General features: G+C 58.5%; 21 protein-coding genes. 9 read left to right on the top strand and 12 right to left on the bottom strand.

The features are described from left to right. Nucleotides 1-1,333, bottom strand: a 1,333-nt coding sequence (locus tag ACR0JN_RS21755) for a right-handed parallel beta-helix repeat-containing protein (protein WP_480888584.1), incomplete at its 3' end; no start/stop codon positions are given. Nucleotides 1,334-2,129: 796 nt separating this feature from the next. Here ACR0JN_RS21755 and ACR0JN_RS21750 point away from each other — a divergent pair. The 7 genes from ACR0JN_RS21750 (at nt 2,130) to ACR0JN_RS21720 (ending at nt 9,571) form a co-directional block, all read left to right on the top strand. Beyond that, nucleotides 2,130-2,534 (top strand): SxtJ family membrane protein, encoded by a 405-nt coding sequence (locus tag ACR0JN_RS21750; RefSeq protein WP_480888583.1) that lies wholly within the window; start codon nt 2,130-2,132, stop codon nt 2,532-2,534. A 9-nt stretch (nt 2,535-2,543) separates the two neighbouring features. Then, a complete protein-coding gene (locus ACR0JN_RS21745; RefSeq protein WP_377194769.1) occupies nt 2,544-2,693 on the top strand; it encodes a DUF5989 family protein in 150 nt (49 codons plus the stop codon). Nucleotides 2,694-2,702: 9 nt separating this feature from the next. Further along, on the top strand, nt 2,703-4,544 hold the full coding sequence (locus tag ACR0JN_RS21740) for a carbamoyltransferase family protein (RefSeq protein WP_480888582.1): 1,842 nt from the start codon (nt 2,703-2,705) through the stop codon (nt 4,542-4,544). A gap of 74 nt (nt 4,545-4,618) precedes the next feature. Continuing rightward, nucleotides 4,619-6,145: an alginate O-acetyltransferase AlgX-related protein gene (locus ACR0JN_RS21735; RefSeq protein ID WP_480888581.1), complete on the top strand. Its 1,527-nt coding sequence runs from the start codon at nt 4,619-4,621 to the stop codon at nt 6,143-6,145. 9 nt (nt 6,146-6,154) lie between these two features. After that, nucleotides 6,155-7,717: a carbamoyltransferase C-terminal domain-containing protein gene (locus ACR0JN_RS21730; protein ID WP_480888580.1), complete on the top strand. Its 1,563-nt coding sequence runs from the start codon at nt 6,155-6,157 to the stop codon at nt 7,715-7,717. A gap of 150 nt (nt 7,718-7,867) precedes the next feature. Next, complete coding sequence (locus ACR0JN_RS21725; protein WP_480888579.1) at nt 7,868-9,076, top strand: right-handed parallel beta-helix repeat-containing protein; 1,209 nt, start codon at nt 7,868-7,870, stop codon at nt 9,074-9,076. 90 nt (nt 9,077-9,166) lie between these two features. After that, nucleotides 9,167-9,571 carry a GtrA family protein gene (locus tag ACR0JN_RS21720; protein WP_480888578.1) on the top strand — a complete coding sequence of 135 codons (405 nt, stop codon included), beginning with the start codon at nt 9,167-9,169 and terminating at the stop codon, nt 9,569-9,571. Here the strand turns inward: ACR0JN_RS21720 and ACR0JN_RS21715 are convergent. Beyond that, complete coding sequence (locus ACR0JN_RS21715; protein WP_480888577.1) at nt 9,539-11,236, bottom strand: hypothetical protein; 1,698 nt, start codon at nt 11,234-11,236, stop codon at nt 9,539-9,541. The genes ACR0JN_RS21720 and ACR0JN_RS21715 overlap by 33 nt on opposite strands. 208 nt (nt 11,237-11,444) lie before the next feature. On the opposite strand from ACR0JN_RS21715, the gene ACR0JN_RS21710 reads away from it, so the two are divergent. Then, nucleotides 11,445-12,434 carry a glycosyltransferase family 2 protein gene (locus tag ACR0JN_RS21710; protein ID WP_480888576.1) on the top strand — a complete coding sequence of 330 codons (990 nt, stop codon included), beginning with the start codon at nt 11,445-11,447 and terminating at the stop codon, nt 12,432-12,434. Nucleotides 12,435-12,532: 98 nt separating this feature from the next. Here ACR0JN_RS21710 and ACR0JN_RS21705 read toward each other — a convergent pair whose 3' ends face one another. The 10 genes from ACR0JN_RS21705 to ACR0JN_RS21660 all read right to left on the bottom strand — a co-directional run bounded on the left by ACR0JN_RS21705 (nt 12,533) and on the right by ACR0JN_RS21660 (nt 24,478). Continuing rightward, on the bottom strand, nt 12,533-13,996 hold the full coding sequence (locus ACR0JN_RS21705) for a glycosyltransferase family 39 protein (protein ID WP_480888575.1): 1,464 nt from the start codon (nt 13,994-13,996) through the stop codon (nt 12,533-12,535). 258 nt (nt 13,997-14,254) lie between these two features. After that, nucleotides 14,255-16,246 carry an acyltransferase family protein gene (locus tag ACR0JN_RS21700; protein WP_480888574.1) on the bottom strand — a complete coding sequence of 664 codons (1,992 nt, stop codon included), beginning with the start codon at nt 16,244-16,246 and terminating at the stop codon, nt 14,255-14,257. Between the two features lie 127 nt (nt 16,247-16,373). Beyond that, on the bottom strand, nt 16,374-17,246 hold the full coding sequence (gene rfbA / locus ACR0JN_RS21695) for a glucose-1-phosphate thymidylyltransferase RfbA (protein ID WP_480888573.1): 873 nt from the start codon (nt 17,244-17,246) through the stop codon (nt 16,374-16,376). After that, nucleotides 17,243-18,094 carry a dTDP-4-dehydrorhamnose reductase gene (gene rfbD / locus ACR0JN_RS21690; protein ID WP_480888572.1) on the bottom strand — a complete coding sequence of 284 codons (852 nt, stop codon included), beginning with the start codon at nt 18,092-18,094 and terminating at the stop codon, nt 17,243-17,245. The genes rfbA and rfbD overlap by 4 nt, the downstream gene beginning before the upstream one ends. Continuing rightward, the gene (rfbB, locus tag ACR0JN_RS21685) at nt 18,091-19,131 is read right to left on the bottom strand and encodes a dTDP-glucose 4,6-dehydratase (protein WP_480888571.1); all 1,041 of its coding nucleotides are present in this window, start codon (nt 19,129-19,131) and stop codon (nt 18,091-18,093) included. The genes rfbD and rfbB overlap by 4 nt, the downstream gene beginning before the upstream one ends. Then, nucleotides 19,128-19,688 carry a dTDP-4-dehydrorhamnose 3,5-epimerase gene (gene rfbC / locus ACR0JN_RS21680; RefSeq protein WP_480888570.1) on the bottom strand — a complete coding sequence of 187 codons (561 nt, stop codon included), beginning with the start codon at nt 19,686-19,688 and terminating at the stop codon, nt 19,128-19,130. The genes rfbB and rfbC overlap by 4 nt, the downstream gene beginning before the upstream one ends. 178 nt (nt 19,689-19,866) lie before the next feature. Further along, entirely contained in the window at nt 19,867-20,115 is a 249-nt protein-coding gene (locus ACR0JN_RS21675; protein WP_480888569.1) for an acyl carrier protein, read from the bottom strand. After that, nucleotides 20,112-21,980 carry an HAD-IIIC family phosphatase gene (locus tag ACR0JN_RS21670; RefSeq protein ID WP_480888568.1) on the bottom strand — a complete coding sequence of 623 codons (1,869 nt, stop codon included), beginning with the start codon at nt 21,978-21,980 and terminating at the stop codon, nt 20,112-20,114. Before ACR0JN_RS21670 ends, ACR0JN_RS21675 begins: the two co-directional genes overlap by 4 nt. A gap of 86 nt (nt 21,981-22,066) precedes the next feature. After that, entirely contained in the window at nt 22,067-23,167 is a 1,101-nt protein-coding gene (locus ACR0JN_RS21665; RefSeq protein ID WP_480888567.1) for a hypothetical protein, read from the bottom strand. Nucleotides 23,168-23,275: 108 nt separating this feature from the next. After that, nucleotides 23,276-24,478, bottom strand: a complete 1,203-nt coding sequence (locus tag ACR0JN_RS21660) for an MBOAT family O-acyltransferase (protein ID WP_480888566.1) — start codon at nt 24,476-24,478, stop codon at nt 23,276-23,278. 386 nt (nt 24,479-24,864) lie between these two features. Here ACR0JN_RS21660 and ACR0JN_RS21655 point away from each other — a divergent pair, with 386 nt between their 5' ends. Continuing rightward, nucleotides 24,865-25,872: a hypothetical protein gene (locus tag ACR0JN_RS21655; RefSeq protein WP_480888565.1), complete on the top strand. Its 1,008-nt coding sequence runs from the start codon at nt 24,865-24,867 to the stop codon at nt 25,870-25,872. Nucleotides 25,873-25,879 lie beyond the last annotated feature (7 nt).

Raw genomic sequence — 25,879 nt, 5'->3', positions numbered from 1 at the left:
TCCCGGTATCCGGCTGGGTGGTCCCGGTATCCGGCTGGGTTGTCCCGGTGTCCGGCTGGGTTGTCCCGGTGTCCGGCTGGGTTGTCCCGGTGTCCGGCTGGGTTGTCCCGGTATCCGGCTGGGTCGTCCCACCACCAGGCTGGGTGTTCGAGTTGTTCCCGCCAGTAGAAACAGATCCGACCCACTGGTCGTAAGAGAACGGGAACTGCTGTGCCAGGTCGGATCCCGCATTCAGATTATCGATGATGCTGCCCGGTTTGACGCCAAACTGGTTGTACCCGTCTTTTGCCCCAGTCGCGTGATAGGTGAACACGCTGTCATAGTTCTGGGGCTTAACCAAAGCATTATCCGTAACGCTCCAGTCCGACTGCCCGCTATATCCGGATATCGCGGACACGACGTTCTGCTGGATCGTGACATCCTGCGAACCGCCGGACACGAAAATCTTTGGAACCGACACGCCGCCGGTCAATGCGCCGGGTACCGCCAGCACGGTGTTGTTCGCGATCGTCAGATCCTTTGCACCGGCCACCGAGATGCCATGCGTATGTGCATTGTAGATCATGTTATCTTCGATCAGCACATTCGTGTAGAACATGGCCGGATCGCCGGGATCCGAATGGCCGCTTCCCATAAAGATCGACTGGGCCCAATCCCCGGATCCCATGTCGATGACGTTGTTGCGGATCGTGATGTCACTGCTGGGGCCCAACAGCTTGGAAAACTGAATGAAATCGCCGTGGTCCCCGGAGTTCAGCGAGCGCTCAAAATCATGGATGTAGTTGCCTTCAATGACAACGCCCTGAACACCGTCAACATACATACCGTCCGAGCGGATCGAATGTATGTCATTGCCCGTGACCGCCACATTGCTGCTGGACCCGATATTCATCCCCTTGAGCCAGTCGAAAAACTCGCTGTTCGAAATGGTCACGTCAGAGCTGGTGCGAACCAGCAGGCCCATGCCCCATCCATAGCCATCATCCGTCGCCGAAACGCCCGAGGCCCAGTCGCCCGAGAACGTGGAGTTGTCGATGGTGATGTTCGAGCTGTTGTGAATCTGGAAGGGCTTGTAGCTTTTGGCCTCACCGCCAAAAGTATAGTCAAAGTTCATATCTTCGAACGTGATATTCGAAGCACCGTTCAGATTCATCGACGAGATTGTGGCCGGCGCATTCGCGTCCGCCGATTTGATCGTGACGGTTGACGCGTATTTGGCCCCGAGATTCAACGCGCCGTAATCGCCTGCTGCAAGGAGGATGGTTTCACCCCCCGTTGCCTGCGACAGAGCCTGGTTCAGCTCGGCCGCGGAAGTTACTGTGATGGTCGTCATCTTACACCTGTGTTTCCAAACGCGCTTACCCAAAGCGCAGAAGATCCCGCTCACCCAGGACGGATGGAACAGTCGCACAAGGGCGACAGATTGGCCGGAATATGGCTATGTTTGGAAACTGTTGCCTGTATTGGGACAATTACGCCCCATTGCCTTCATTTCCGAGTGAACTCGATACTCGATACCGGGAATTGTTCCATTTCCCTTAGCGGTCACCTGAGGGTTTGCCCAATTGATTCCTTCATCGCAACAATGGACACCAAATCGCCATAATTCAGGCGTGTCCTCGCGTATTTGCGTCAGGCATCGGCAATGAGTTGCTGGGTTCCGCTACGTCACCCTTCCAGAAGGTCCCGCGGCTTGCGCCATGTGGTCTCAGACCGATACAAATAAGGGGTTTGGAAGGGGCAAGGCAGGATCGCGGGGCGCATATCGGGGATTCTTGCACCGCCCCTTACGGGTCACCACGCACTGGCACGGCACAGATCGAAGGCTGAAAACAGCCCCACCTGCGCGCGCGGCCTCGCAGCGCTCTGCCGAAACTGCGGGATTCGGCCAATCCCGGACCCCAGCCCCATTTGTTTCCCTGCTCACGACAGTAAGTGCGATTTTCCCGCTCATGCAGATCGCAAAACCGGCGCTTGTGTCCCGAAGCTGGCAAATCGGGTTCATTCGCCAAAAAACTTTGCGACAATGCCACAGTCCGGGTGTATAAATTACCAAAGTTGGTTTCCCTGACTGGTTGTACAGGGCAGCGTATGAGTTCTTAGCGTTATCCGAATGAGATAATCTTATTATGATTGATATTGAGGCACGCCACGAAGTCGAGGGTGGCAGCAACCGCAACTTTGGATTTGTTTTCGCAGCCGTCTTCACCATCATCGGTCTCTGGCCGCTGATCCATGGCGGGGGGCTGCGGTATTGGGCGCTGGCGATCGCGGTCGCGTTTGTGCTGATCACCCTGCTGCGCCCGTTGCTGCTGTCCGGGCCAAACCGGCTGTGGACAAAGTTCGGCCTGCTTCTGGGCTCGATTGTTGCCCCCATTGTTATGGCTTTAGTCTACTTCCTGACGGTGACCCCGACCGGGCTGGTCATGCGGGCTTTGGGCAAAGACCTTTTAAGGCAAAAGCTGAACAAAGATGCGAACACATATTGGATCGAGCGCACGGATGATGTGGGCCCGATGAAAAATCAATTTTAGGAGTATCGGATGTCGTTTCTGGTAGAGATGTGGCAATTTCTCAAAATTCGAAAGAAATTCTGGCTGCTTCCGATCCTCATCATGATGGTGATTTTCGGCGGGCTGATCGTGCTCAGCCAGGGCTCGGCCATCGCTCCGTTCATCTATACTCTGTTCTAGGTTCGAACCGTGACCGCAATTCTGGGAATCTCCGCGTTCTATCACGACAGCGCTGCGGCTATCGTTGTCGATGGCACCTTGGTTGCCGCCGCGCAGGAAGAACGTTTTACGCGCAAGAAGCATGATGCGGGGTATCCGTTTCATGCAATCGAATACGTTCTGGCCGAGGCCGGGCTTAAAATTGGCGATGTCGATCACATCGCCTTTTACGACAAGCCGTTTCTGAAGTTCGAGCGGCTGCTGGAAACATATGTCTCTTACGCGCCGCGCGGACTGAAATCCTTTCGGATGGCAATGCCGGTCTGGCTGCGCGAGAAGCTGTTTCAGAAAGACCTGCTGGCCCGCGAGCTGCGCCGCCACGACCCCGAGTATCGGCCCGGCGACAAGCTGATGTTCAGCGAGCATCATTTCAGCCACGCTGCCAGCGCGTTCTTTCCCTCGCCTTTTGAAGAGGCGGTGGTACTGACCCTGGATGGTGTCGGCGAATGGGCGACGACGACCCTGGCCATCGGGCGTGGGCGAGAACTGAAGATCGAAAAGGAAATCCATTTCCCGCACTCGATCGGCCTGCTCTATTCCGCGTTCACCTATTACACGGGCTTCAAGGTCAATAGCGGTGAATACAAGGTCATGGGGCTGGCCCCCTACGGCACGCCCCGCTTCAAGGATGTCATCCTTGAGCATCTGGTCGACCTGAAAGAGGACGGGTCCTTCAGGCTGGACATGCAGTATTTCAACTATGCCGTTGGTCTGACCATGACCAACCAAAAGTTCGCGGACCTGTTTGGCGAGCCTGTGCGCCAACCGGAAAAAGACCCGCTGACCCAGTTCCACATGGACATCGCGGCCTCGGTTCAGGCCGTCACCGAAGAGATCGTTCTGCGGCTGGCCCGCTCGGCCGCGCAGGAATACGGCATCGAAAATCTGTGCATGGCCGGAGGGGTGGCGCTGAACTGCGTCGCCAACGGTCACATCCTGCGCGACGGCGCGTTCAAGGATATCTGGGTGCAACCTGCCGCCGGGGACGCCGGCGGTGCGGTCGGCACCGCTTTGGCCGCATGGCACACGGAACTGCAGAACGAGCGTCAAAGCGACAGCGCCTCGGACAAGATGAAAGGGTCTTATCTGGGCCCCGAGTTCGCGCAGGATGACATTGAACAGCGCCTGACCGCCATTGGCGCAAAATACGAGATCTTCGAGACCGACGCCATGATCGCCGAGGCGGCAGCGGCGCTGGTCGACGGCAAGGCGCTTGGCTGGTTCCAGGGCCGGATGGAGTTCGGCCCCCGTGCGCTTGGGGGCAGATCGATCATCGGCGATCCGCGGTCCCCGTCGATGCAAAAGACGCTGAACCTCAAGGTGAAGTACCGCGAAAGCTTCCGCCCCTTCGCCCCGTCAGTTCTGCGCGAAGATGTAAACGACTGGTTCGAGTTGGATTATGACAGCCCGTACATGCTGCTGGTTGCAGATGTGCAGGAAAAGCTGCGCCGCGCGATGACCGACGAGGAAACGCAGCTTTTCGGGATCGACAAGCTGAACGTTGTGCGCTCGGACATTCCGGCGGTGACGCATGTCGACTATTCCGCCCGCGTGCAGACTGTCCATTCCGAAACCAACCCGCTGTACCACGCGCTGATTTCCGAATTCAAACAGCGCACCGGGTGCCCGGTTCTGGTCAACACCTCCTTCAACGTCCGGGGGGAGCCGATCGTGTGTACGCCCGAAGACGCGTTCCGCTGTTTCATGGGCACGGATCTGGACATGCTGGTTGTTGGCCGCTGCGTTCTGCGGAAACCCGATCAGGATGAGGCGCTGAAACAGGACTACAAAGAAGCGTTCGAGCTTGACTAGCGCTGGCATCTCTCATCGCGTTGGTTCCGGCGCGTTCAACATGTGTCCCCCTGATTTCGATGCATGAGACAGAAATGATGCTCGCCCGATCCAAATTCGACTACCGGACACTGCTTGGGGTTCTCCTGGTAGCTGCGGGTGTGGGTTTCAACAAATGGTCAGTGCAGGCAGTGGTCGCCTCGGACGGGCAGATCGACTCCGAGTTGATCATCTACGCGATCATCGGGATTCAGATTCTGCTGGGAACAGTGGGGCTGTCTTTTCTGAACCTCGGACGCCAGCGCCTGTGGCTGGGTCTGATCCTGCTTGGCTTTGTTCTTTATATCTGGGCGGCAACGCGCCAGCCCACCGAAAGCTTTGAGCATTTCTTTCTGGTCTATCTGCCGCAGAGCTTTTACCTCAATCTCCTGCTCAGCATGGCGGCGCTACTGGTATATGCGTTCACAACCCGGGCTGACCGACGCCGGGACATTGCCCAGAATGTTGCCCTGAGCGTTGCGACATTTGGATTTGTCGCCCTTCTGATCGAACTGCCCGCCCTGACCGGCTTCATCGACTACCGGCAGGTCTTTATCCCTAAAGGGGTCGGCCTGACCGGCCCTCACAACCGGATCTATGAGCCGGGCGGCTTTTTCCACCGCCCCGCAAATGACCAGTACAGCGAAGTGCGACCGGGGGATTCCGTGCTGACGCTGGGGGCGCAGACGGACCGCCTGTACGAAGCCGACTACACTTATGATCAGAATGGTTTTCGCAACAGCACCCCAATCGCAAATCCTGATCTGCTGCTTGTCGGTGACAGCTTTATCGAAGGCTACAAGGTCGGTCAGGATGTGACCGTTACCGAGCAGATCATGGCGGGCTCTGACCATACGGCCATAAGCCTCGCCCAAAGCGACTATTCGCTTTACCACGGGCTCAGCGCGATGCTGCACTACCTAGAGGATTATTCGCCCAAGGTCGTGGTCTGGTTTCTGTTTGAAGGCAACGATCTGCCCTATTTCCCGATCAGCCATGAGCAATTTGTGTCCCGCAGTGCGGCCTCTGCCGGACCGGCCCGGTTCAGCGAGCGGTCGTTCTTTGGCAGCCTGTCCTCCAGCCTGGCCTCGTGGAGCTCGCTGGCGGCCCGCAACCTGCAGCAGGACAATTATGCGCGGACCCGGTCCGGCAATTTCCCTGACGTGGCGTGGTCCGAGGAAACGGCCATGTATTTCGACTATGGCCCGCCTGAACGGGCCGAGGCGCGATTGCCCTACCTGAAGGACCTGTTGGTGCAAGGGGATGCGCTGGTTCGGGAAAATGGCGGCACACTTCTGGTCGCGCATATTCCGATGAAAATAGATGTCTACCGCGATCTGCTGGCCTTTCCCGATGACAGCGTTGTGCAGGACTGGGTGCCTTTGGAACTGGCAACCACGCTTCAGACATGGGCAGATGGGAACGGCGTAAACTACATGGATTTGACGCCTGCCCTGCAAAGGGCCGCCGCAGACGGGACATTGGTCTACTTTCTGGATGATGAACATTGGACCCCCGAGGGGCATCAGGTCGTCGCGCGGACGGTCCTTGATCACCTGACGACGAAAGGCTGGTTGGATTAGGGTGCTGGTATGAAAATTCTTTCCTTCAAATCCGGGCATGATGGGGCGGTCGCAGGTGTTGATGCGTCCAATCAGCACCTGATGTTTTCCTACGAAGCCGAGAAAGACAGCCTACCCCGAAACTCGCCCATCGACCCCAATACGCTGCTCGACGCCGGGCTATGGTTCAACGAACTGCCTGACGTTCTGGCGCTGAGCGGCTGGTCGACGCCGGGCGAAAGCCACACGGTCATATCGGGGGCCGGAAGTTTCGGCATCGACGAAAGCACGACCATTGTCGGGACCAAGAACTTCTTTGGCAAACGGCTGGATTATTATTCCTCCTCGCACGAGCGCTCGCTTATCTGGGCGGCCTATGCGATGTCGCCCTTCGAACAGGGCGAGCCTTGTTATGTGCTGGCCTGGGAAGATGAGCTGGGCGATTTCTATGAAATCGACCGCGATCTGAAAATACATCACAAGGGGCGGGTGCTGGCCGCGCCCGGACGCCGGTTTTCGTTTCTCTACGCGCTTGCGGACCCCGCTTTTTCGGGACCGGGAAAAACCCTGGCAAAGGACTTTTCCAGCAAGCTGCAATCCGCCAGCGCCCATGGGAATGCCGGCGCCAGTGATGGCGACGCGCAGGGTTTGATTGACGCGCTTCTGAACAACGGCGCGGGGCCCGATTTCCTGAACAAGGATACGTTCCGGGACTCGCCCTACCACAACATTGGCGTCACCTCTCCAAGGTTCCACGACCTTGCAGCCAGATATTCCGATGCGGTCTTTTCCCGCTTCCATGACTTCGCCAAGACCAATCTGACCAAGCGCTATCCGTTGCTGATTTCCGGGGAATGCGGGCTGAACTATCGCTGGAATACACGCTGGCGGGACAGCGGCCTGTTCCGCGATGTCTTTATCCCTCCGTGCACCAACGATTCCGGCTGTGCAATTGGCACGGCGGTTGATGCCATGCGCCATTTCACGGGGCGGGCCAAGCTGGACTGGGCGGTGTACGCAGGCCAGCCCTTCAACGACGACCGGGTCGAGATGGAGGGCGTCACCAGCCGCGAGCTAAACTTGAGCGAGGTTGCCGCCGCGCTGCAGGACGGAATGGTCATCGGCTGGGTCATGGGAAATTGCGAAATCGGCCCACGGGCGCTGGGGAACCGATCAATCCTCGCAGCCCCTTTTTCGACCGAAACACGCGACCGGGTGAACAGGATCAAAGGCCGCGCGGGCCTTGCGCCGGTGTCCCCCGTTTGTCTTGAGGACGACGTGTCGAAACATTTCGACTGGTCAGGCCCCTCGCCGCATATGCTGCATTTCCAGCAGGTGACTGACCCGAGGCTCAAAGCCGTAAGCCACGTGGACGGGTCAGCCCGGGTGCAGACCGTGACAAAAGACCAGAATGCGATGCTGTATGACCTGCTGACCGAGTTCAAGGCGGTCAGCGGCGTCGGCGTTTTGTGCAACACGTCGCTGAACTTCAAACGCTCGGGCTTCATCAACAAAACGAGCGATCTGTATAAATTCGCGCGCTCTGTCGGGCTTGACGGTTTCGTTGCCGGCAGATCGTTTTACCGGTTTTAAGGGGCGCTCGCGGGCTGGTGAAGGGGCCGTCATAGACAAGGCTTTTGCATGCCCGTAATGTTTTCCTGCCGCCAATGTTATGAAGAGCAACCGCCCATGCGACGCACATACATCTCTGTTGGCATCCTGCTTTGCTCCATGCTTCTGTTAATGGCACCGGCAACGCCAGTGCGTGCGGCCCCGGCCTGCACCGGGGTGAACGCCGCATCAGCGTCCCAGGACGGGCAGATCATCCATGACGCGCAAGGCCTGTCGCAGGCGCTCAGCACGGCCAGCGGCGGCGAAACCATCCTGCTGGCTGGCGGAAATTATGGTGCCTTGCGCATTCGGGACGCCTTCAAAACTCCGGTCGTGATCCGGTCCGCAGACCCCAACGCACCCGCCTGTTTTACAGAACTGCGCCTGAAGGGGGCTGGCAATCTTGCGCTGGATGGGCTGGTGTTCGACTATTCCTACAAGTCTGGTGACAAACACCGCAGCAACTTCTTCAGCATTGGCAACAGCCACAATATCACCATCACCAATTCCACCTTCGATGGCGATTACAGCAGGGGCATCGGCCATGGCCGTGGCTTGTTGATCATGGACAGTTCCAAGGTCACCATTTCAAACAGCACTTTTCGAAAGTGGTGGAAGGCGCTGACCGGAATTCATTCGACATACCTGACGCTCAGCCGAAACCAGTTTTATGACATCCGGGCCGATGGCATGGCCTTTAGCGGGATGGATGATCTGGTGATCGAGTATAACCGGTTCCACACATTTCGCGGCGGCGACAGCCGCGACCACCGGGACATGATCCAGCTTATGCGGACCTCGAACCGGGGCAGTTCGAACATCGTGATCCGGGACAATATCTTCGACATCGGGGCCGGAGATTTCACCCAGACGATTTTCATGGGCAAAAGCGGGAAGGATACGAATGACCCTCTGTTGCGCCACAAGAACGTCCTGATCGAAAACAACGTGATCTACAACGCGCATCTGCATGGCATTTCGGTGCACGGGGCAGACAATCTTTCGATCCGCAAAAACTCGATCCTCCGGGTGCGTCAGCCGAATGACGGCAAGGTCACGATCCCAAGGATCAATGTCTCATCCTCGACCTATGTCGTGATCGAGCAAAACGTTGTCAGCGCGATCAACGGGTATCAGAACCAAAAGGACTGGGCGGTGCTCAACAACGCCATCGTTCAAGACCAGTCCCCGGCAAGACCCGGCTACTATGACCGGGAATTCATCTACTATGCGACCGGTGCCGCCAATGGATTTCACGAATACGGGGTGCGCCCCGGCAGCGAGGTCGATCGCCTGAATGCCGGGTCCACACTTGTCAAAAACTACCCGACGCGGCGCTGAGATGTTCCGAGTGCCAATGATGACCTTTAGAAACCAACGCTGTGAAAGCTTGCCCCGCCCTGTTCCCAATCACCAACCCGCAGCCCTGCCATGATCTCGGATCTTAAAGACAAAGGCCTGTTTTTCAGGTTTCTCGGCATCAGCGCCCTGGGCACAATCGCGGATTACCTGCTGGCGCTGCTGCTGGCTGCGGCTCTGCTTGCGCCGCCTGTCCTTGCGTCGACCTGCGGTTTTGTCCTCGGCTCGGTCATTAATTACTGCGGGCACAATATCTTCAGCTACGAACATACCAGCCAAAGCACGATCTCGGTCCGAGGATACGTGAAGTACTTTATGGCAGTGGTCTCCTCGCTGGTCGTGCGGCTCGCCGTGGTCGCGGGGCTGGGCTATGTCACCGCCCTGCCCTTCTGGTTCATCCTGTTGGTGGCGATCGGCGCGTCCTTTGCCGTCAACTATGTGATCTCAACCCTCTGGGTGTTCCGCAAACCGGGTTAAGCCCGGCTCGGCCCTGCGCGCCCGGTACAGAGCAAAGACCGCCGCGATCAGGCCGAGCCCGGCCAGAAGCACGCCAACCCATTCGCTCCAATGCCGAGGAAGGGTGATCCTGACATCCGTGTCTGCCGGGGCGAATGTAACAAAGCCGGTTTCCGGGTCTGGGGAGAGTGTCAGCGGGGTTCCATCTGTGGTCTCGGCCTCCAGATGTGACCAATACATCAGCGCAACGCGCAGCGGCTTTTCCGGTTGGTCGGGGTCTGCAACGCGAACGACCCACTGGCGGGGTGCCTCGTGCACAGGTTGGATGAAACCGGACCCCGCAGCTTCGATCTCTGCCGCAAGCTCCAGCATATGCCGTGACAATCGCCAGATCGGCTGCCCTTCGGCTTTGACGTCTTCGGCAAGCGGGTCAAACACCGCTGGCGGCAGATATTCCGGCGCGCCAATCATCGCAATCGGTTGCCCGCGCGCCGCAATGCCTTTGGTAATGCGATCCGGCAGCAGCATCCCCACAGCAAGGAAAGAAATCACCAGCCCCCCCATACCGACCCACGCAATTCGGCGCGAACGGCGGTCACGGGCGAAGGCCATGCTGAGCGCGCCAATCGAAAGGGCAAGCGCCAGATCGGAAATCACCGTCAACCGGTAAGGGAACTGGACCTTGGCGATAATCCAGTTCTCCCACAGAACCCGCGAGACCGAACTGTTGAGCATAAGGACAAGAATTGCGGGCACCAGCGCCCAGATGATCAGGTTTCTTCTGGCCTCGCCCTGCGTCATCACGACGGCCAGCCCGGCCACGGCGGCAGCGGTCAACTGGCAAATCAAAAGGGCAAGCTTGTACATGCTGTCGGGCAGAACATCCGCCCCGATCAGATACCAGCTTTCTGGAATGAGTTCCTTTGTATAAAGGCCTTCGGGCGACACATCCCCAAGCAATATAATGGCTGGCAGCCAATAGAATGCGGACAGGGCGATCCCCACAATTCCCAGAACAGCCAATATGAAAAGCGACCGCACAAAGCGGGTGCGATAAAACAAAATCCACGCGACGACGATAACGGCCATCACATGCACGACCAAAAGCAGGGTCGGCAGATGGCTGAGGCCAAGCCCGGCAAGCCCAACCGGCAAGGACCAGACCGGGCGGTGGTCACGCAGGGCCACAAGCACCCCATGCGCGACAAGGGGCACGAAAACATAGGCTGCGAACTCGCCCGCAGCCTGACGGACCATCCAGTCGATGCCCACATGGTAAGGGGCCAGTGCCCACACGAAGGCCGCCACCAATGCGGGCTTTGGGGGCAGAAACTGCCGACCAAAGATCCAGAACGTCACACCGGACAGCCAGCACAGGAAACCGCCGGACAGCCCAAAAAGCACCTGCGGGCTGCACCCCGGGCAGAGCCACTGGGCCGGGCCAGCCGCGACATAAAACGGAAGCGGTGCGTAAAAGAAAAAGTCGAGCCCCCCGACCCCATCCCAAAGGGCGGGCAGGAACCGGGGGTAAATCGTGCCGCCGCTCAGCGCGTCTGCAAAGGCCACCGTCCAGCTCATGTTGAAACCGTAGGAATGCCCCATCGGCGTGCCAATCACCGCGAAGACCAACAGGCTGACAGCCAAGGCCGCCAGCGCAATGAGCCCGATCCAGACATTGCTGCGCACTGATTTGTCTCTCCCTGTTCGGTCGGACCTGAGCCTCAATTCTTCTCGGGTTCCGGGCGCGACCGCATCGGAACCGGTTGAGCGGAAGTTACCACTGAAAAACAAAAAATACCCGGGCTCTTCGCCGAATTCTTTGAACCTGTCGCCAAACCATGATCATTTATTGCCAAAGATATGAAGCAAGACATTTGCCACGGTGCCGCTGAACATGAACATACCCACCCCCCAGTCGCGGGCAGCCACAGCCGCCAACCCGGCCACGCCGACGCTGAGCCTCGTCATTCCCATGTTCAACGAAGAAGATGCCCTGCCCGCCCTGTTCCAGCGCCTTGGAGAGGCGATGGAGAAAATGGGCGAAAGCTATGAAATCATCTGCGTCAATGACGGCAGTACAGACGGCACCGCCAGAGTGCTGGCCGAGGCACATGACCGTGACGGTCGGATCAAGGTGCTGAATTTCTCGCGCAATTTCGGGAAAGAGGTCGCGCTGACGGCTGGGCTGGATGCCACCTCGGGCGCGGCTGTGGTTCCGATTGACGCCGACCTGCAAGACCCGCCCGAACTGATCGCAGAGTTTCTGGAAAAGTGGCGCGAAGGGTATGACGTGGTGTATGGCGTCCGGCGCAATCGCGACACCGATACCGCTCTGAAACGCTGGTCGGCGGCGAAATTCTATCAGACAATCAACCGGCTATCCGGCGTGAGCATCCCCGCTAACACCGGGGATTTCCGCCTGATGGACAGGCGTGTCGTTGGTGAGGTCGGCCGGTTGCGGGAACGCAATCGCTTTATGAAGGGGCTTTTTGCCTGGGTCGGGTTCAGCCATGCCGAGGTCTATTACGACCGGCCCGAGCGCGTTGCCGGGGAAACCAAGTTCAACTACTGGCGGCTTTGGAACTTTGCGCTGGACGGGATCACGGGCTTCAGCACGGTGCCGCTGAGGATCGCTGGCTATATCGGAATGCTCACTGCGATTGGTGCGATTTTTTACGGTATCTTTCTGATCGTGCGGACATTGATCTACGGCATCGACGTTCCGGGCTATGCCTCGCTGATGGTCGCGGTTTTGCTGATCGGCGGCCTGCAACTCATCGTGTTGGGCGTGATCGGGGAATATCTTGGACGCCTTTATGAGGAGTCGCGCAAACGCCCGCTCTATATCGTGGAAAGCACCCTGGGCCTGACGCGGGACAAATAGGCCTTTTGAAAGACGTCCGACAGACGGTTCGGTTTTATTTCAATCGGTTGTTTTCAGGCAGATTGTTCACGATCTGAACATTGCCCACCCAGCCCGATTCACTGGCGCCGATAGACAAGAACCCGCCCGTCCCCAAGCGTGCCAGCAAAGGCGCGCACGAAGTCCAACTGCCCCTCGACATCGACCTCCAGCCTTGGAATGACGCGAAACATCCGGTTTGGGAACAGAACCACCAGCGCCACGGGACCGGGTTGGGCCATCGCCTGGGCGTAAGCATCCGCATCACCGATGGTTGTCCAATCGGCACCGAAATGGCTTTCGAAAACCGGACCGCCGGGGTTGATGGCATAGATCCGTTCGGACGGCCCGCGCGTTTCTTCCACAAAAGCAAAAGCCCCGGCCAGATCCTGTTTCGGGGCATCATAGTTGCGCTGCACCAGAAACAGGGACACGACAACCATCGCCAGAACACCCGCAGCAAACAGCGCCCGCCCAAGCTGAGGCCGCCTGAACATCCGCGCCACCAGACCGGCCCCATAGCTGCAGCCAACAACGATCAGAACGATGACCGGGCCGATATCGACAAAGAAAAACCTCGGCCAGATCCGCATATCCAGCGACATCAGGATGGCCAGCGTCACCGCGATATGCATCGCAATAGACACGAAAAACAGCGGCTGCGCCGAATGCGTCCCTATTGCGCCAAAGACAAGGGTTGCCAGCCCGGCAATGGCCACGATCAGCGTCAGGGAACCGGTGTTTCCGATTGTGGTTCGCAGCCCCTCGACCATAGTCCAGACCGGGTTTTGGTACACCTGCATCTTATCGACGGCGGATGTTGCTGAAATCTCGCCCATGGTGTCCAGAAGACTGGGCAAAATCGGCAGATAGACCAGAAAGGTCAGAACCAGCGCGATGGCAACGCCGATCAGCGGCTGCAGCACCCATTCGCGGCTCAAGACCTCCCGCCCAAACCCGGTCACCAGAGAAACCAGCCAGACAAGCCCCAACGCAACAAAGAAAAACGCGCCGGTCAGGTGGGTGAAAACAGCGGCAGCGGCGGTCAGGCCAAAGGCGATCCAGGTTCCCATCGTCGGGCGGCGCATACCCCGCAGAAAGAGAATGAGGCCAAGCACGCTCCAGAACGCAAGCTCGGTATATCCGCGCGCGTTCTGCGAAAACCAGACCTGATGGTAGGACAGAGCCACAAGCAAGGCCGAGATATGCGCGATCCTGGTGCTGGCGACCTCTTTCGCCAGCCACCAGATCGCAGCGACGGTGCCGACGCCGAACAAGACCGCCGGGAAACGATAGGCCCAGGCTTCCTCCCCGAAAATCTGCGAGAACAGCTTGGCCTTCATGCTGAAGAAATAATGATGGTTCATCGAATATTCGCGCATCATGTCACCCCAGGGCAGGCGAACATGCGTGTCGACGGTCCAGATCTCATCATACCAAAGCGGCGTGTTCAGCCCCGCAGTCCGCAGCACTGCGGCCAGCAACAGAATGAACAGAAGAATTGCCAGATCATTGCGGCCAATCGCGGGGGATGGCGGGGTCATGTCAGATTCTCCGATCACACTCGCATCTCCGGGCATCAAACCAATCCTGACCTTGCGCGGGGCCGGACACAGCCGCCCGCCGAAACCTGCCCGATTATCCCCGTTCCCAGCCCCTGCGTCGAAACGAATGTACCGGCGCTGGCACATTTTGATGTGAACTGTCTCTGGATTACAGACATTTTCAATACAGGACCCGGGTTGTTGAAGGGTTGAGCAATTCGGCCTTACAGATATGCCATAATGTACAAGCAGAGCGCATCAGTTCTGCAATAAATGCTGATCCAGCAGGACCGGCATAATCCAATTTGCGCCAAACTCGCTCAGATGATCGTCATCGCGGTAAAGCGGGCGGCCATCCAGTTGGATACGGCAGAACTCATCGCATAAAATATCGGCCGGGCGGGCCAGCGCTGCGTCGAATTCCCGACCGGCTGCCGCCAGAATTGCGTAAGAGCGGGTGTTGCGGTGGTCAAATTCTTCCCGCGATGGGGGCACGCGCAACCGGGTTCCGAACGCGGCACTGCCCGCAAGGGCGTCAGGAACGTTGAACCCGATCTCTGGGATCGACCCGACGATAAGAACCTCGATCCCCCGGTCTTTTAACCGCTCAAGAAGCCGTTTTAGACCCTGTTCCACGTGTTTTGGATTATCCGCAATCCCGGTGGGGCGCTCATCAGTTGCCGCCAGAACGGCTGATTTGCCCTCTTCCCCCGACACCCGAACGCCCTCCGTCGCCAAAGCCCAACGCGATGCCACGACAACGGCATCGAGATCGGGCAGTTGTTCGATATAGCGCACCACCATTTCGTTATAGGTGTCACAGCCATGAACGGGGGCCATATCGGCGCGGCGAACCCCCAGCAGCGCGGGGCAGCCAAACTTAACAAAGGCTTCCCCCGGTATCTCGTTGTCTTTCAGCCAGGAATCTATGCCGGGCAGCAAGGACCCTGCGTGGGAATCCCCCCACACGACAACACGGGGTCCTGCATCGGCCTTGGCAGGTGCCCCTATCTTGCAGGGCTCCTCCCCCTCGACCCACCGTCTGCAGGCATCCATCAGATAGTGGGATTCCTTGAACTTGTTCATTTTGGCCGCCAGTTCGGCGGGAACCCGGCTTGGGACGCCCTCTTTCGCCACCAGTATAACGGCCAACCCCAATATGAGCGCCGCCCCGGCACCTGAACCCGCAAAGATACGGCCCCTTGAAAACCCGCCTTTGCCTGCGGGAATGCGGAAGGGTCGTTCGATCAGGTACAGGCTTGCCGCCGCCAGCAGGACAGACAGCAAAACACAGGCCAGCGCCGTCATCACCGGCAGATCCGCACTGCCGTTTTGCACCCGGGCCGCGACAAGGATCGGCCAATGCCACAGATACAGCGAATAAGAGATCAACCCGATCCAGACGACCGGGCGCAAAGCCAGCAGCCTGCCTGCAGCCGAGGTGCCGTGCATCCCCGCCCAGATCAAAAACGCCGCACCGGCGCAGGGCGGCACAGCCATCAACCCGGGAAAGGGCGTATCTTCCGAGATCAGCACGATGCTGCCAGCGATCATGGCCAGCCCGATCAGCCCGATTGCCTCGGCGGCCCACGGGCGGCGGAGCGCGGGAAAGGCCCCGACCGCCAGCAACGCCCCCAGCCCCAGTTCCCACACCCGCATCGGCGTGAGGTAAAAGTTGGCAATGGGTGCGGCGGTCGTGGCCCATATGGACAGCCCCAGAGACAGGAGGGAAATCACCGCAATCACACCGACCCAAAAGCGGCGCGATTGCTTTGCCATCAACCACAGCAATATTGGAAACCCAAGATAGAACTGTTCTTCAACCGCCAGAGACCAGGTGTGAAGCAGCGGCGCCAGTTCGACCCCTCGGCCAAAGTAATCCCCCGCGGCGTCCCAGAACCACACGTTAGACACAAAAAGCAGCGTTGCCGCCGTGGATCGTGCAAGCGCGTCATACTGGCTGGGCAACAGCAGAAACCACCCGACGGCCAGACAGGCGACAAGCACGGTAAAAAGCGCGGGCAGGATGCGTCTGGCCCTGCGTTCGTAAAAGGACAGCAACGAGAACTGCCCGTCGCGAATTTCGCGCGTCAGAATTCTGGTGATCAGAAAGCCAGAGATGACGAAAAATATATCCACACCGACAAACCCGCCCGGGACCGCGGCAAAGCCAGCATGATGCAGGACAACGGGAACTACGGCGACAGCGCGAAGCCCGTCAATGTCCGGTCTGTAGGAAATTTTCGACACACCGTTCACATAAACCAATTAACCCGAAAAATTTTCACCACTTCAATTTACGTCAATCAGCTTTCAGGGTGCATTTTTTGGGTCTGACTGCAAGCCTTGCGCGCCCCGGCCCAATGGCCTTGTTCGCTTATTTCAGCAAACCGTCCAGATAAGCGCCGTATTCGTTCTTGGCGAACATCTCGGCGCGCTGGCGCAATTGTTGCTCGTTGATCCAACCCAGTTGCCACGCGATCTCTTCCGGGCAGCCGGTTTGCAATCCCTGCCGTTCCTCCAGCGTCCGCACGAAATTGCCCGCGTCCAGCAGGCTGGCATGGGTGCCGGTATCCAGCCAGGCATAGCCGCGCCCCATGGTTTCGACCCTAAGCTGGCCTTCTTCCAGGTACATCTGCAGCAGATCGGTGATCTCCAGCTCGCCCCGAGGGGAAGGTTTCACCCGTCTTGCGCGCTCTGGCGCGGTGCCATCCAGAAAATACAGGCCCGTCACCGCGTAGTTCGAAGGGGGCTCAGACGGTTTTTCGATGATCTCTTTTGCGCGCCCATCCGCATCAAAGGCGACCACACCATAGCGTTGGGGATCAGCCACGTGGTAGCCGAACACGGTTCCGCCCTCGGCCTGCTTGTCCACTGCGGCCAGCAGCTTTGGCAGGCCGTGACCGAAAAAGATATTGTCCCCCAGAACCAGCGCTGCAGGTGCGCCCGCCAGGAACTCTTCGGCCAGAATGAAAGCCTGCGCCAGACCGTCGGGGCTGGGCTGCACCACATAGGTCAGGCTGACCCCCCACTGGCTGCCATCCCCCAGCGTGCGCTTGAACTGGTCCTGATCCTGCGGCGTGGTGATCACGCAGATTTCCCGGATACCGGCAAGCATCAGCACCGACAGCGGGTAATAGATCATCGGCTTATCATAGAGCGGCAGCAGCTGCTTCGACACGGCCATCGTGATCGGATAGAGCCGGGTGCCCGATCCCCCCGCAAGTATGATGCCTTTGCGTGTCGTCATGATGCGCCTTCCAAATCTCTCAGGATATCTCTTAAACCCTGCCGCCAATTCGGACGGCTAATGCCGAAAGTTGTTTCCAGTGAGGAGCAATCAAGGCGGGAATTCAACGGTCGCTGCGCAGGTGTGGGATAATCGCTGGAGGGGATATCCGTTACCTTACAATCAGTGTCTAATTCGGTAAAAATTGCACGCGCAAACCCGGCCCAACTGACATCCGGCGCGCCTGCAAAGTGGTAGATGCCGGTCTTATCCGCGTCCTCGGCCAGTTGGCGTACCATGGATAGGCAGGCCGCCGCGATATCCCGCGCCGGCGTCGGACCACCGATCTGGTCCGCCACGATGGACAGTTGATCCCGCTCGCCCCCCAGCCGCCGCATTGTCTTGACGAAGTTGTTGCCATGGGCCGACACCACCCATGAGGTGCGCAGGATGCCATAGGTACCGCCTGCCTGCGTGATCCCCTGCTCTCCGGCCAGTTTTGAGCGGCCATAGGCCCCCAGCGGGCCGGTCGGATCGGTGGGGTTCCAGGGGGTGTCTCCCGACCCGTCAAACACGTAATCCGTCGAAATAGAGACGAATGGGATACCCAAGGCGGCGCATTCCCGGGCCATTGCGGCGGGTGCCTCGCCGTTGATAACGGTTGCCAGCGGCTCCTCCTCTTCGGCCCGGTCCACGGCGGTATAGGCGGCGGCATTGATCACGGCTTTGGGCGCTGCGGTCCGGATGGCTGCCGCGCAGGTCTCAAGTTGCTCCAGATCCGCCTGGGATCGGTCCAGACAAGTCACATCGGCCAAAGCCGCCAGTTCCCGCGCCACTTGCCCGGTTTTGCCAAAGACGAGGAGGGTCATGCCGTCACGCCCAACCGCTTGCCCACGCCCTCGCGGTTTTGCAGCGCCCGCCACCAGCTTTCATTGTCCAGATACCACTGAACGGTTTTCTCCAGCCCTTCCTCGACCGTGACCGAGGGCCGCCAGCCCAGTTCGTCCCGAATGCGAGTCGGGTCGATGGCATAGCGCGCATCATGGCCCGGACGGTCGGTGACAAAGGTGATCAGATCGGCATAGGGCGTGACCGCAGGGCGCAGGCGATCCAGAATACCGCACAGGGTCTGTACCAATTGCAGGTTCGAGCGTTCATTCTCGCCACCGATATTATAGCTGCGCCCAAGCTGGCCTTTTTGCACCACCAGCAGCAGCGCCTCGGCATGGTCTTCGACGTATAACCAGTCTCTAACATTGGAGCCATCACCGTAAATCGGCAGTGGCTTGCCTGCCAGAGCATTCAGGATCATGACCGGGATCAGCTTTTCCGGGAAATGATAGGGCCCGTAATTGTTCGAACAATTCGTCAGCACCACCGGCAGGCCATAGGTTTCCCCCCAGGCCCGCACCAGATGGTCACTGGCCGCCTTGCTGGCCGAATAAGGTGAGCGGGGATCATAGGGCGTTTCTTCGGTGAACTGCCCGGTTGGCCCCAGCGAGCCATAGACCTCATCGGTCGAGATATGATGGAACCGGAAACTATCGGGCCGCCCCTGCCCTTCCCAATAGGCGCGCGCCGCCTCGAGCAGCGTATAGGTGCCGGTCACGTTGGTTTCGATAAAGGCACCGGGCCCGTCGATTGACCGGTCCACATGGCTTTCCGCCGCCAGATGCATGATCGCGTCCGGACGATGATCGACCAAGACCCGGTCCATGGCGGCGCGATCCCGAATATCAGCCTCTACAAAGGTGTAACTGGGGTGATCCGCCACCCCGGCAACGTTTTCCAGACAGGCCGCGTAGGTCAGCGCATCCAGATTGACCACCTGATGCCCGTCCGCAATCGCCCGCCGCACTACGGCCGAGCCGATGAAACCGGCACCGCCTGTTACCAGAAGCTTCATGATGCATCCCCCCAGACAAACGGGCTGTCGAAATCGGCCAGTGCCGGTGCGATTTTATCCTTGTCGGACAATACCGGCTCGCCGGTCAGCCCCCAGTCGATGCCGCAACTGTCCCAATGCACCGACCCGTCGCAATCGGGCGCATAATAATCGGTGCATTTGTAGCAAATCTCAGTGCCGGGCGCGCGCGTGGCAAAACCGTGCAGAAACCCCTTGGGCACCAGAACCTGTTTTCCGTTCTCTGCGGTCAGATCGACACCCAGCCATTGCCCATATGTGGGAGAGCCCTTGCGGATGTCGACCACCACATCGAACAACGCCCCCTGCCCACAGCGCACCAGCTTGTCCTGCGCATGGGGCGGTGACTGGAAATGCATCCCGCGCAGGGTGCCAACACTGGCCGAAACCGAATGGTTATCCTGCACGAAATCCAGGGTAATCCCATGCGCGGCCAGAGTATTTCGGTTCCAGGATTCCGAGAAAAACCCGCGCTCATCACCGAACCGCTTTGGCGTCAGGATCAGGACGCCGGGTAAGGCGGTATCTTCAATCTGCATGTACTCAAAACCCGTGTTAACACAACATGTTCATAGCAACTGAATACCGGGCTGTCATGAAGGGGATGCGAAGAGATGAGCCCCCTGTTGCACCCAAAGATCAGCCCGCGCTTTGATCCCGCAGGACAGGCGCAATGGCATCCGTTCCCGAGTGTATCGTCCCCTCTTTTCGGATGCGTCAGGCTGTAACGCGCTTTGTGATCGCCGACACCAGATCGCCGACATTCTGCAGGTTCGCGACCTCTCCGGTGCTGAACTCAAGCCCCGAGAACGCTTTCTCGATGGCGATCAGCAACTGGATGTTCGTCAGCGAATCCCAGTCCTCGATGTCTTCGGCGGTGGTCTCGGGGCTTAACGTGATCTCGTCATCCTCGAAAACGTCCTGAAATACCGACGTTAAGCGCTGCCATACCTCACTCTCGGTCACGCAAAATCCTCCACTATATCTATGCTGACGGGAACCGGTTCGAACCCGGCAAGGGCGCGACCCCATGTTTTGGTGCCATCTTCCGCAACACCGTCCTGTTCAAAATTGAGATCGGCATAGAGGGTTTCGACCAACCCGTTCTTTGCCGTTGGCCGATAGATACCCCTGACGCGCGAGATCCCGCGGCGCGCGGCTTCCTGCATCAGGTAATTCGCCATCGCAAATTCGGCGCCCCGTTTGAACACGCGGCAACTCATCAGCCAAAGGTCGAGCGTCAGCGTTTCACCGTCCACCGTTCCTGCGGCAACGCTGATCAGGCCATTGTCACCGAAAGTATCCTTCAACCTCATATAGGCGGTAAGGGCGGTGTCGCTGGCGGCGAGCGCTTCGACCTCGGATCGTGTCATCCGTTGGGTGGTCAGGTTGAACTGGTTGGTCTTGTTGATGAGCTGCGTAATCCGGTCCAGATGTTCGGGCTCGAACGGGCGGATTATGGCTTTCTGGTTCAGCGAACGCAGATAGCTGTCATAATCTACCGCGCTTTCCGCAAGTTCCGTGCGCGAGCGGTTGGCGGCGTATTGTTCGGATTTCTTGCGGTCCTCGCTGGTGATCTCGATGGTCTCAAGCCAGCCTGACCGGCTGAGAAGATACGGGTATTCTGAAGGATCATCGCCCAGTTCCAACACGCGCACCTCAGGCAGGCTCTGCCGCACCAAAGCACGTTCCGCCGGGTTGTCATCGACGAAGACGATCGCGTCGAGCCCGATGTTCAGCTCTTTTGCGATGGCAGCGATGCTATCGGGCTTGGGCCCCCAGTTCGCCTTGAACGAGACGAAATCGGCGAATTTCAGCGCCATGTCATCCAGCGTGTCGAACGGCGCGCGCGCGTTGGCCTCTTCGTTTTTTGAGGCCACGGCAAGCAGGATGCCCCGCGCCTTCAATTCCAGCAGGTAATTCTGAAAGGCCAGGAACGCCTCGCCTTCGGCGCTGCCCTGACCAACCTTGATGCCGTTCACCCCGTCATCCCCGACAACGCCGCCCCACAGCGTATTGTCGAGATCAAGCACGATACATTTCGAGGTCTTGCCGTAGATGGCCGCGATAATCCCCGCCGTGTCGCGCACCAGCGGGATCATGCAATCGAACGAGACGGGCTGTTTGGCGTGATGCCAAAAACGGGGATCGAACCAGCGCTGGACCCCATGGCGGGCAGACAGAAGCTCCACGTCCAGTATATGGACGAATTTCGGGGCCTGCTCCGCCAAAAGCTGATTGATCCGGCGCACGAAATTGGTGCGATCCCACGGAAGGCGGCGGCTGAGATGGCCGGTCGCTGATGTCGGCGGCAGATGCAGGTTGCCGAGTATGATGTCAGCCCCGGTTTCCCGATGGAACGCTGCACAGAGGCTGTTCAGCCACAGATCGACGAACCGGTTGGCCAGCATCGCCACATCCGCCTCGGTGTCGCCGACGGCAGGCCAGTCCGTGATGTCGGACGGCCCAAGCAGCAGAACTGCGATCTGCGGCGCAAACCTGACCGCCGCGCTTGCAGGGTCCAGAAGCTCGGCAACATGGGTGTTGAAATCCGGGCGGTGAATGCGGGTGCGCAGGCCAAAGCTGTCAAGTTCGGCGCGCAGAGGAAGCTCAAGAAAATCGGTTGTCGCGCCGCTCAGAAGCGCGACGCGCAATTCGTTGCGCCCGTCATCGCCGGCGGTCCGGTCGATCTTGCGCCATTTGCGGCACAAAGAAAGGTAATCCTGGATGGATTCAGTTGCACGCAGCGCGCCCAGAACCTGTGTCCGCGCCGTATCACTGACAACATCTGCGCCGGGATACGCATCCCCGGCCTTAACATCTAAAACCACTTACCCACCCCCAAAATCAGGGTACCTGTTCACCCAATATAATTAATCACAATAACATCGGTATCTTATTCTCTTACTTATATACGTTATGTCAGCAGCGATTGCACCCAAACTATGACGCGGTCCGTCAGACGTTGTGATCCTGCCGGTATGGTATGTTCGGCGTCGTGGAACTCATCATCCCGCGCGAATGTGCTCAGGTCGAGGAACGGAGCCGTCCCGATGCCATCACGGATCGCGCCCAGGTAATCTTCGTAGTCGAAGGCAAACCGGTCGCGGGAATATGACCGTTCCGGCATATTGACGACCGCAACGCCGATATCGTGCGCGTCGAGGAAATCCAGAAGCTGGCGCAGACGCGCAGCTGCAGCCTTGCCGTTCTTTTGCGCATCCCAGGCAAAGACAGACTCCCACCAACTGCCGGACATATAGACCGCAAGATCCTCTTCTGGCAGACCAGTGCTTCTGGAGAATTTATACGGCGACACCAGCCTGCGCTGTCTTTCGGTCTGCGATCTCCATACATTCAGCACCCCGGTTTTACGCAAAAGGGCTTCGCCGGGGGGCCAGTCCTCGACCGAGTGTCCCAGATATGCCGCCCAGGCGCGCAGGGCGGATCTGAAACGCTCGGGCTGCTTGCTGAGGAAGTCGATTTTGGCCAAAGCGGCCCTAAACAGGGGCTTTTTATGTATCTCAACCCCATCCGGGCCAGTTGTCACCGACCAGGGACTGTAGGTTTCGACGATTGTCTCAAAGGGCCGATCAGACGGCAGGTTGGCAACGAACCGGGGGCCGAGGCCAAGGACGACATAATCCGGAAGTGCATCTTCGCCATAGGCTGCCTCGATCAGTTTCAGCGCGATCATCACGTCTTCGATTGTCCCTAAGCTGATGCCCCCTTGGTAGACGTGATAGTCGGGAAACGCGTCCTGCATCTGCTCCCACCGCAGGTTCTCGCGCACGGTGGAGGGGCCGGTCAGCATCAGGACAGGCTTGTCCCGGTCCGAAAATTGCGATGGCAGCAGAAAGCGATACCAGCTTTCCTGTTTATACGGGAACATGAAGAAATTGCGCTCGGCGCTGATGGCCAGCCATGTCAGCGCCGAGAAGACCAGCGCAACGACAGCCCCGATCGTGCCAAGGGCCGCGAGCGAAAGGCGCAGTTTCCTAGAAACCCGTGTAGACAAAATCGACCTCCGTCGCGGAGAAAACAAACAGAACACCGACAAGCCCAACGGCGACGAGAACCTTCACGGTCATCCGCAGGGACCGGTTGGGAAAAAGGGTCGACCACATCACATAAGACCTTTCAAAAGCGCCACCACGCTTGGCGTGTCCAGTTGGAAGAACAGGAAGGCAAAAGCGGCGGCGTGAAATGTAATCGCCATTCCGACGATCCGTCCGGGCCAGCTTGCCCTGATCTTGCGCAGCCGCTTCTTGCCAAGACGCGCCGTCAGGACATGATCCCATATCCGGTAGATGGCGAGCCATGTCCCATGCACCAGACCAAAGATCAAAAACCCGATTGTGGTGCCATGCCACAGGCCCGAGACAAGCATGGTCAACATCGCCGCGATGATACCGGCCGCCAGCGGCAGACTGGCGAATGACCCGGAACTGAGCGCCCTTTTATACACCGGATTGAAGACGTAATCGGTCAGCCACAACGTCAGGGACCGGTGCTGGCGCAACCAGAAATCCGCAATGTTCTGGGCGAAATACGGATTGTTGAAATTCTCCGGCGGACGAATGCCCATCAGGCTGCCGATCCCGATCACCACATCGCAGTAGCCCGAGAAATTCATGTAGAGAAAGAAGTAGAACGCCGCCAACTGAACCCAGAATTCACCCGGGCTCAGCGTCAGGACATCAGTGTTGGGTTGCAGCGCGAAACGGAAGAAAAGCGTTCCGATGACGTAAACTTTCACCAGCCCCCAGAGGATCCTCAGCCCGGCGTCGAGATGGGCCTCGTACGTCATCTCGATGGCGCGGCTGCGGTCCTCCCATTGGTCGCGGAAATCCTGATACCGCTGGATCGGACCCATCATGAACGTGGTGAATGCCAGCAAGTAGTTGGGGTAAATGGCAGGGTCGATACGGTCGATGACACCCGACCGGGCATCGATCATCACATGCAGGATCCGAAACAGCAGAAAGCTCAGACCAACTGTCTGCAGAAAGGACAGGCGCGCCGGGTCAGGCAGGAACAGCCCCAGAAACTCGTAATCCAGCATGTAGATGAAAACGAGGATCAGCAGGGTCGCCGACAGGATTGCCCCCCATTTGGACGCCGTCAGATGCACACGGGTCAGGACCCACCCCAAACCGGCAAAGAGCAGGGTCGAGGCCAGACCGATTGGACCGAGAAGCGCAAAAACGAATGCGATATTAGCGCTCAGAAAGCCGACTGTCCGCACAAGCCCGGTCGAAGACGCAACCAAGATGATGGTAAACGCCGAAAACAGCAGGAATTCCCAAGACAGCAGATCAATGAACATAACGCTCTGGAATCAAACCTAAAAAAGAAAACTCGTAACCCTTTTCCACGTGCCGGGTCCTGAACAAATGAAACCTTAAAACCGGACCGCGAACATGCACATTGCCTGCCAGTTTCGTCGCATTTTAGGGCAAGTCAATTGGAATCCCCGTGTTGTCGTCATTGTCCTTGTCGCGGACACAGTGATGAAAGACGCGCCGGTACGGGCCATCCCGGTACACAAGAACACCATGCAGATGCTGCAGGACGGACAACGCCATTCCCTTGAATCGGCGTTCCGTGTTATGGGCGTAACGTTACTTTGTTAAGGGGTTTACGGTGTTGCGGATTAAGGGCCGGTTGAAGGCTATGAACGATAAAACCGGCGACAGGTTGGACTGAAACCGGATGTGGCGCGTCATTGGTATCAACATCCTGATCCTTGCGGTGCTTCTGGTGGGTCTGGAAGCCGCGCTTGCCTGGCTTGTTGCACGGGACTCTCCGACCGGTATCCGTTCCGTTGACCGGCTGGCCCGGAAAATTTACTGGGCGAATGTCTCGTATGTGCAATACCTGCCGGATTGCGCGCGTTACGACTCTGATCTGGGCTATACGTTGCGACCCGGAAGCTGCATCTTCGAAAACACCGGCTTCTCAACTGAAATCGACGTGAATTCGGCGGGCTATCGCGACAACGACGCGTCCCTTGATGCGCCCGAGATCGTGGTTCTGGGCGATAGCCAGGCGATGGGCTGGGGTGTCGGACAAGGGAAGACCTTTGCCGACATTATCGAGGCCGAAACCGGGCGCAAAACGCTGAATACCGGCGTGTCGTCCTATGGCACCGCCCGAGAGCTTATGACGCTGGACCGGCTCGACCTCAGTAACCTCAAGACGGTGATCATCCAGTACAGCGACAATGACGGCTACGAAAACCGCCGCTTTCTTTCCGAAGGCACATTGTCGGCCATGCCGGAAGAGACCTATGCGCAACTCGTCGCCGGAAACGAAGAGGCGGGCGGAGGCTTCGGGCATTATCTGCCCGCCCTCTTTCAGGAGGTGCGCGGGCGTTTCGGCGGTAGCGAGGGCGAGGATGAAGACGGCGCACTGCCCATGGCAGAGCTGAAAGACCCCGATGTTCTGATCGAGGTTCTGACCAACTGGGATTGGGGCGCCACCCCGCCGCAACTGATTGTCTTCGACGTCAACACAGGCGGCCGGGGCGGACTTTTCACAGAGGTCCTCTCGACCGTCCCAAATCTTGGCCTTTTGCGCTCAAAGGTATCTGACTTACAGATCCTGCACACGCCGGAGATACTCGGCACGGGCGATTATCTTTTCCCGGATGGGCATTTGTCGGAAGCGGGCCATCAGAAACTGGCCGATGCAATTGTCGACGTACTTGCCCCGAACTGATCCCCCG

The organism is Ruegeria sp. G12 (assembly GCF_056533565.1).
The sequence above is the reverse complement of the archived record's forward strand: the minus strand, read 5'-3'. Positions and strand labels throughout refer to the sequence as shown.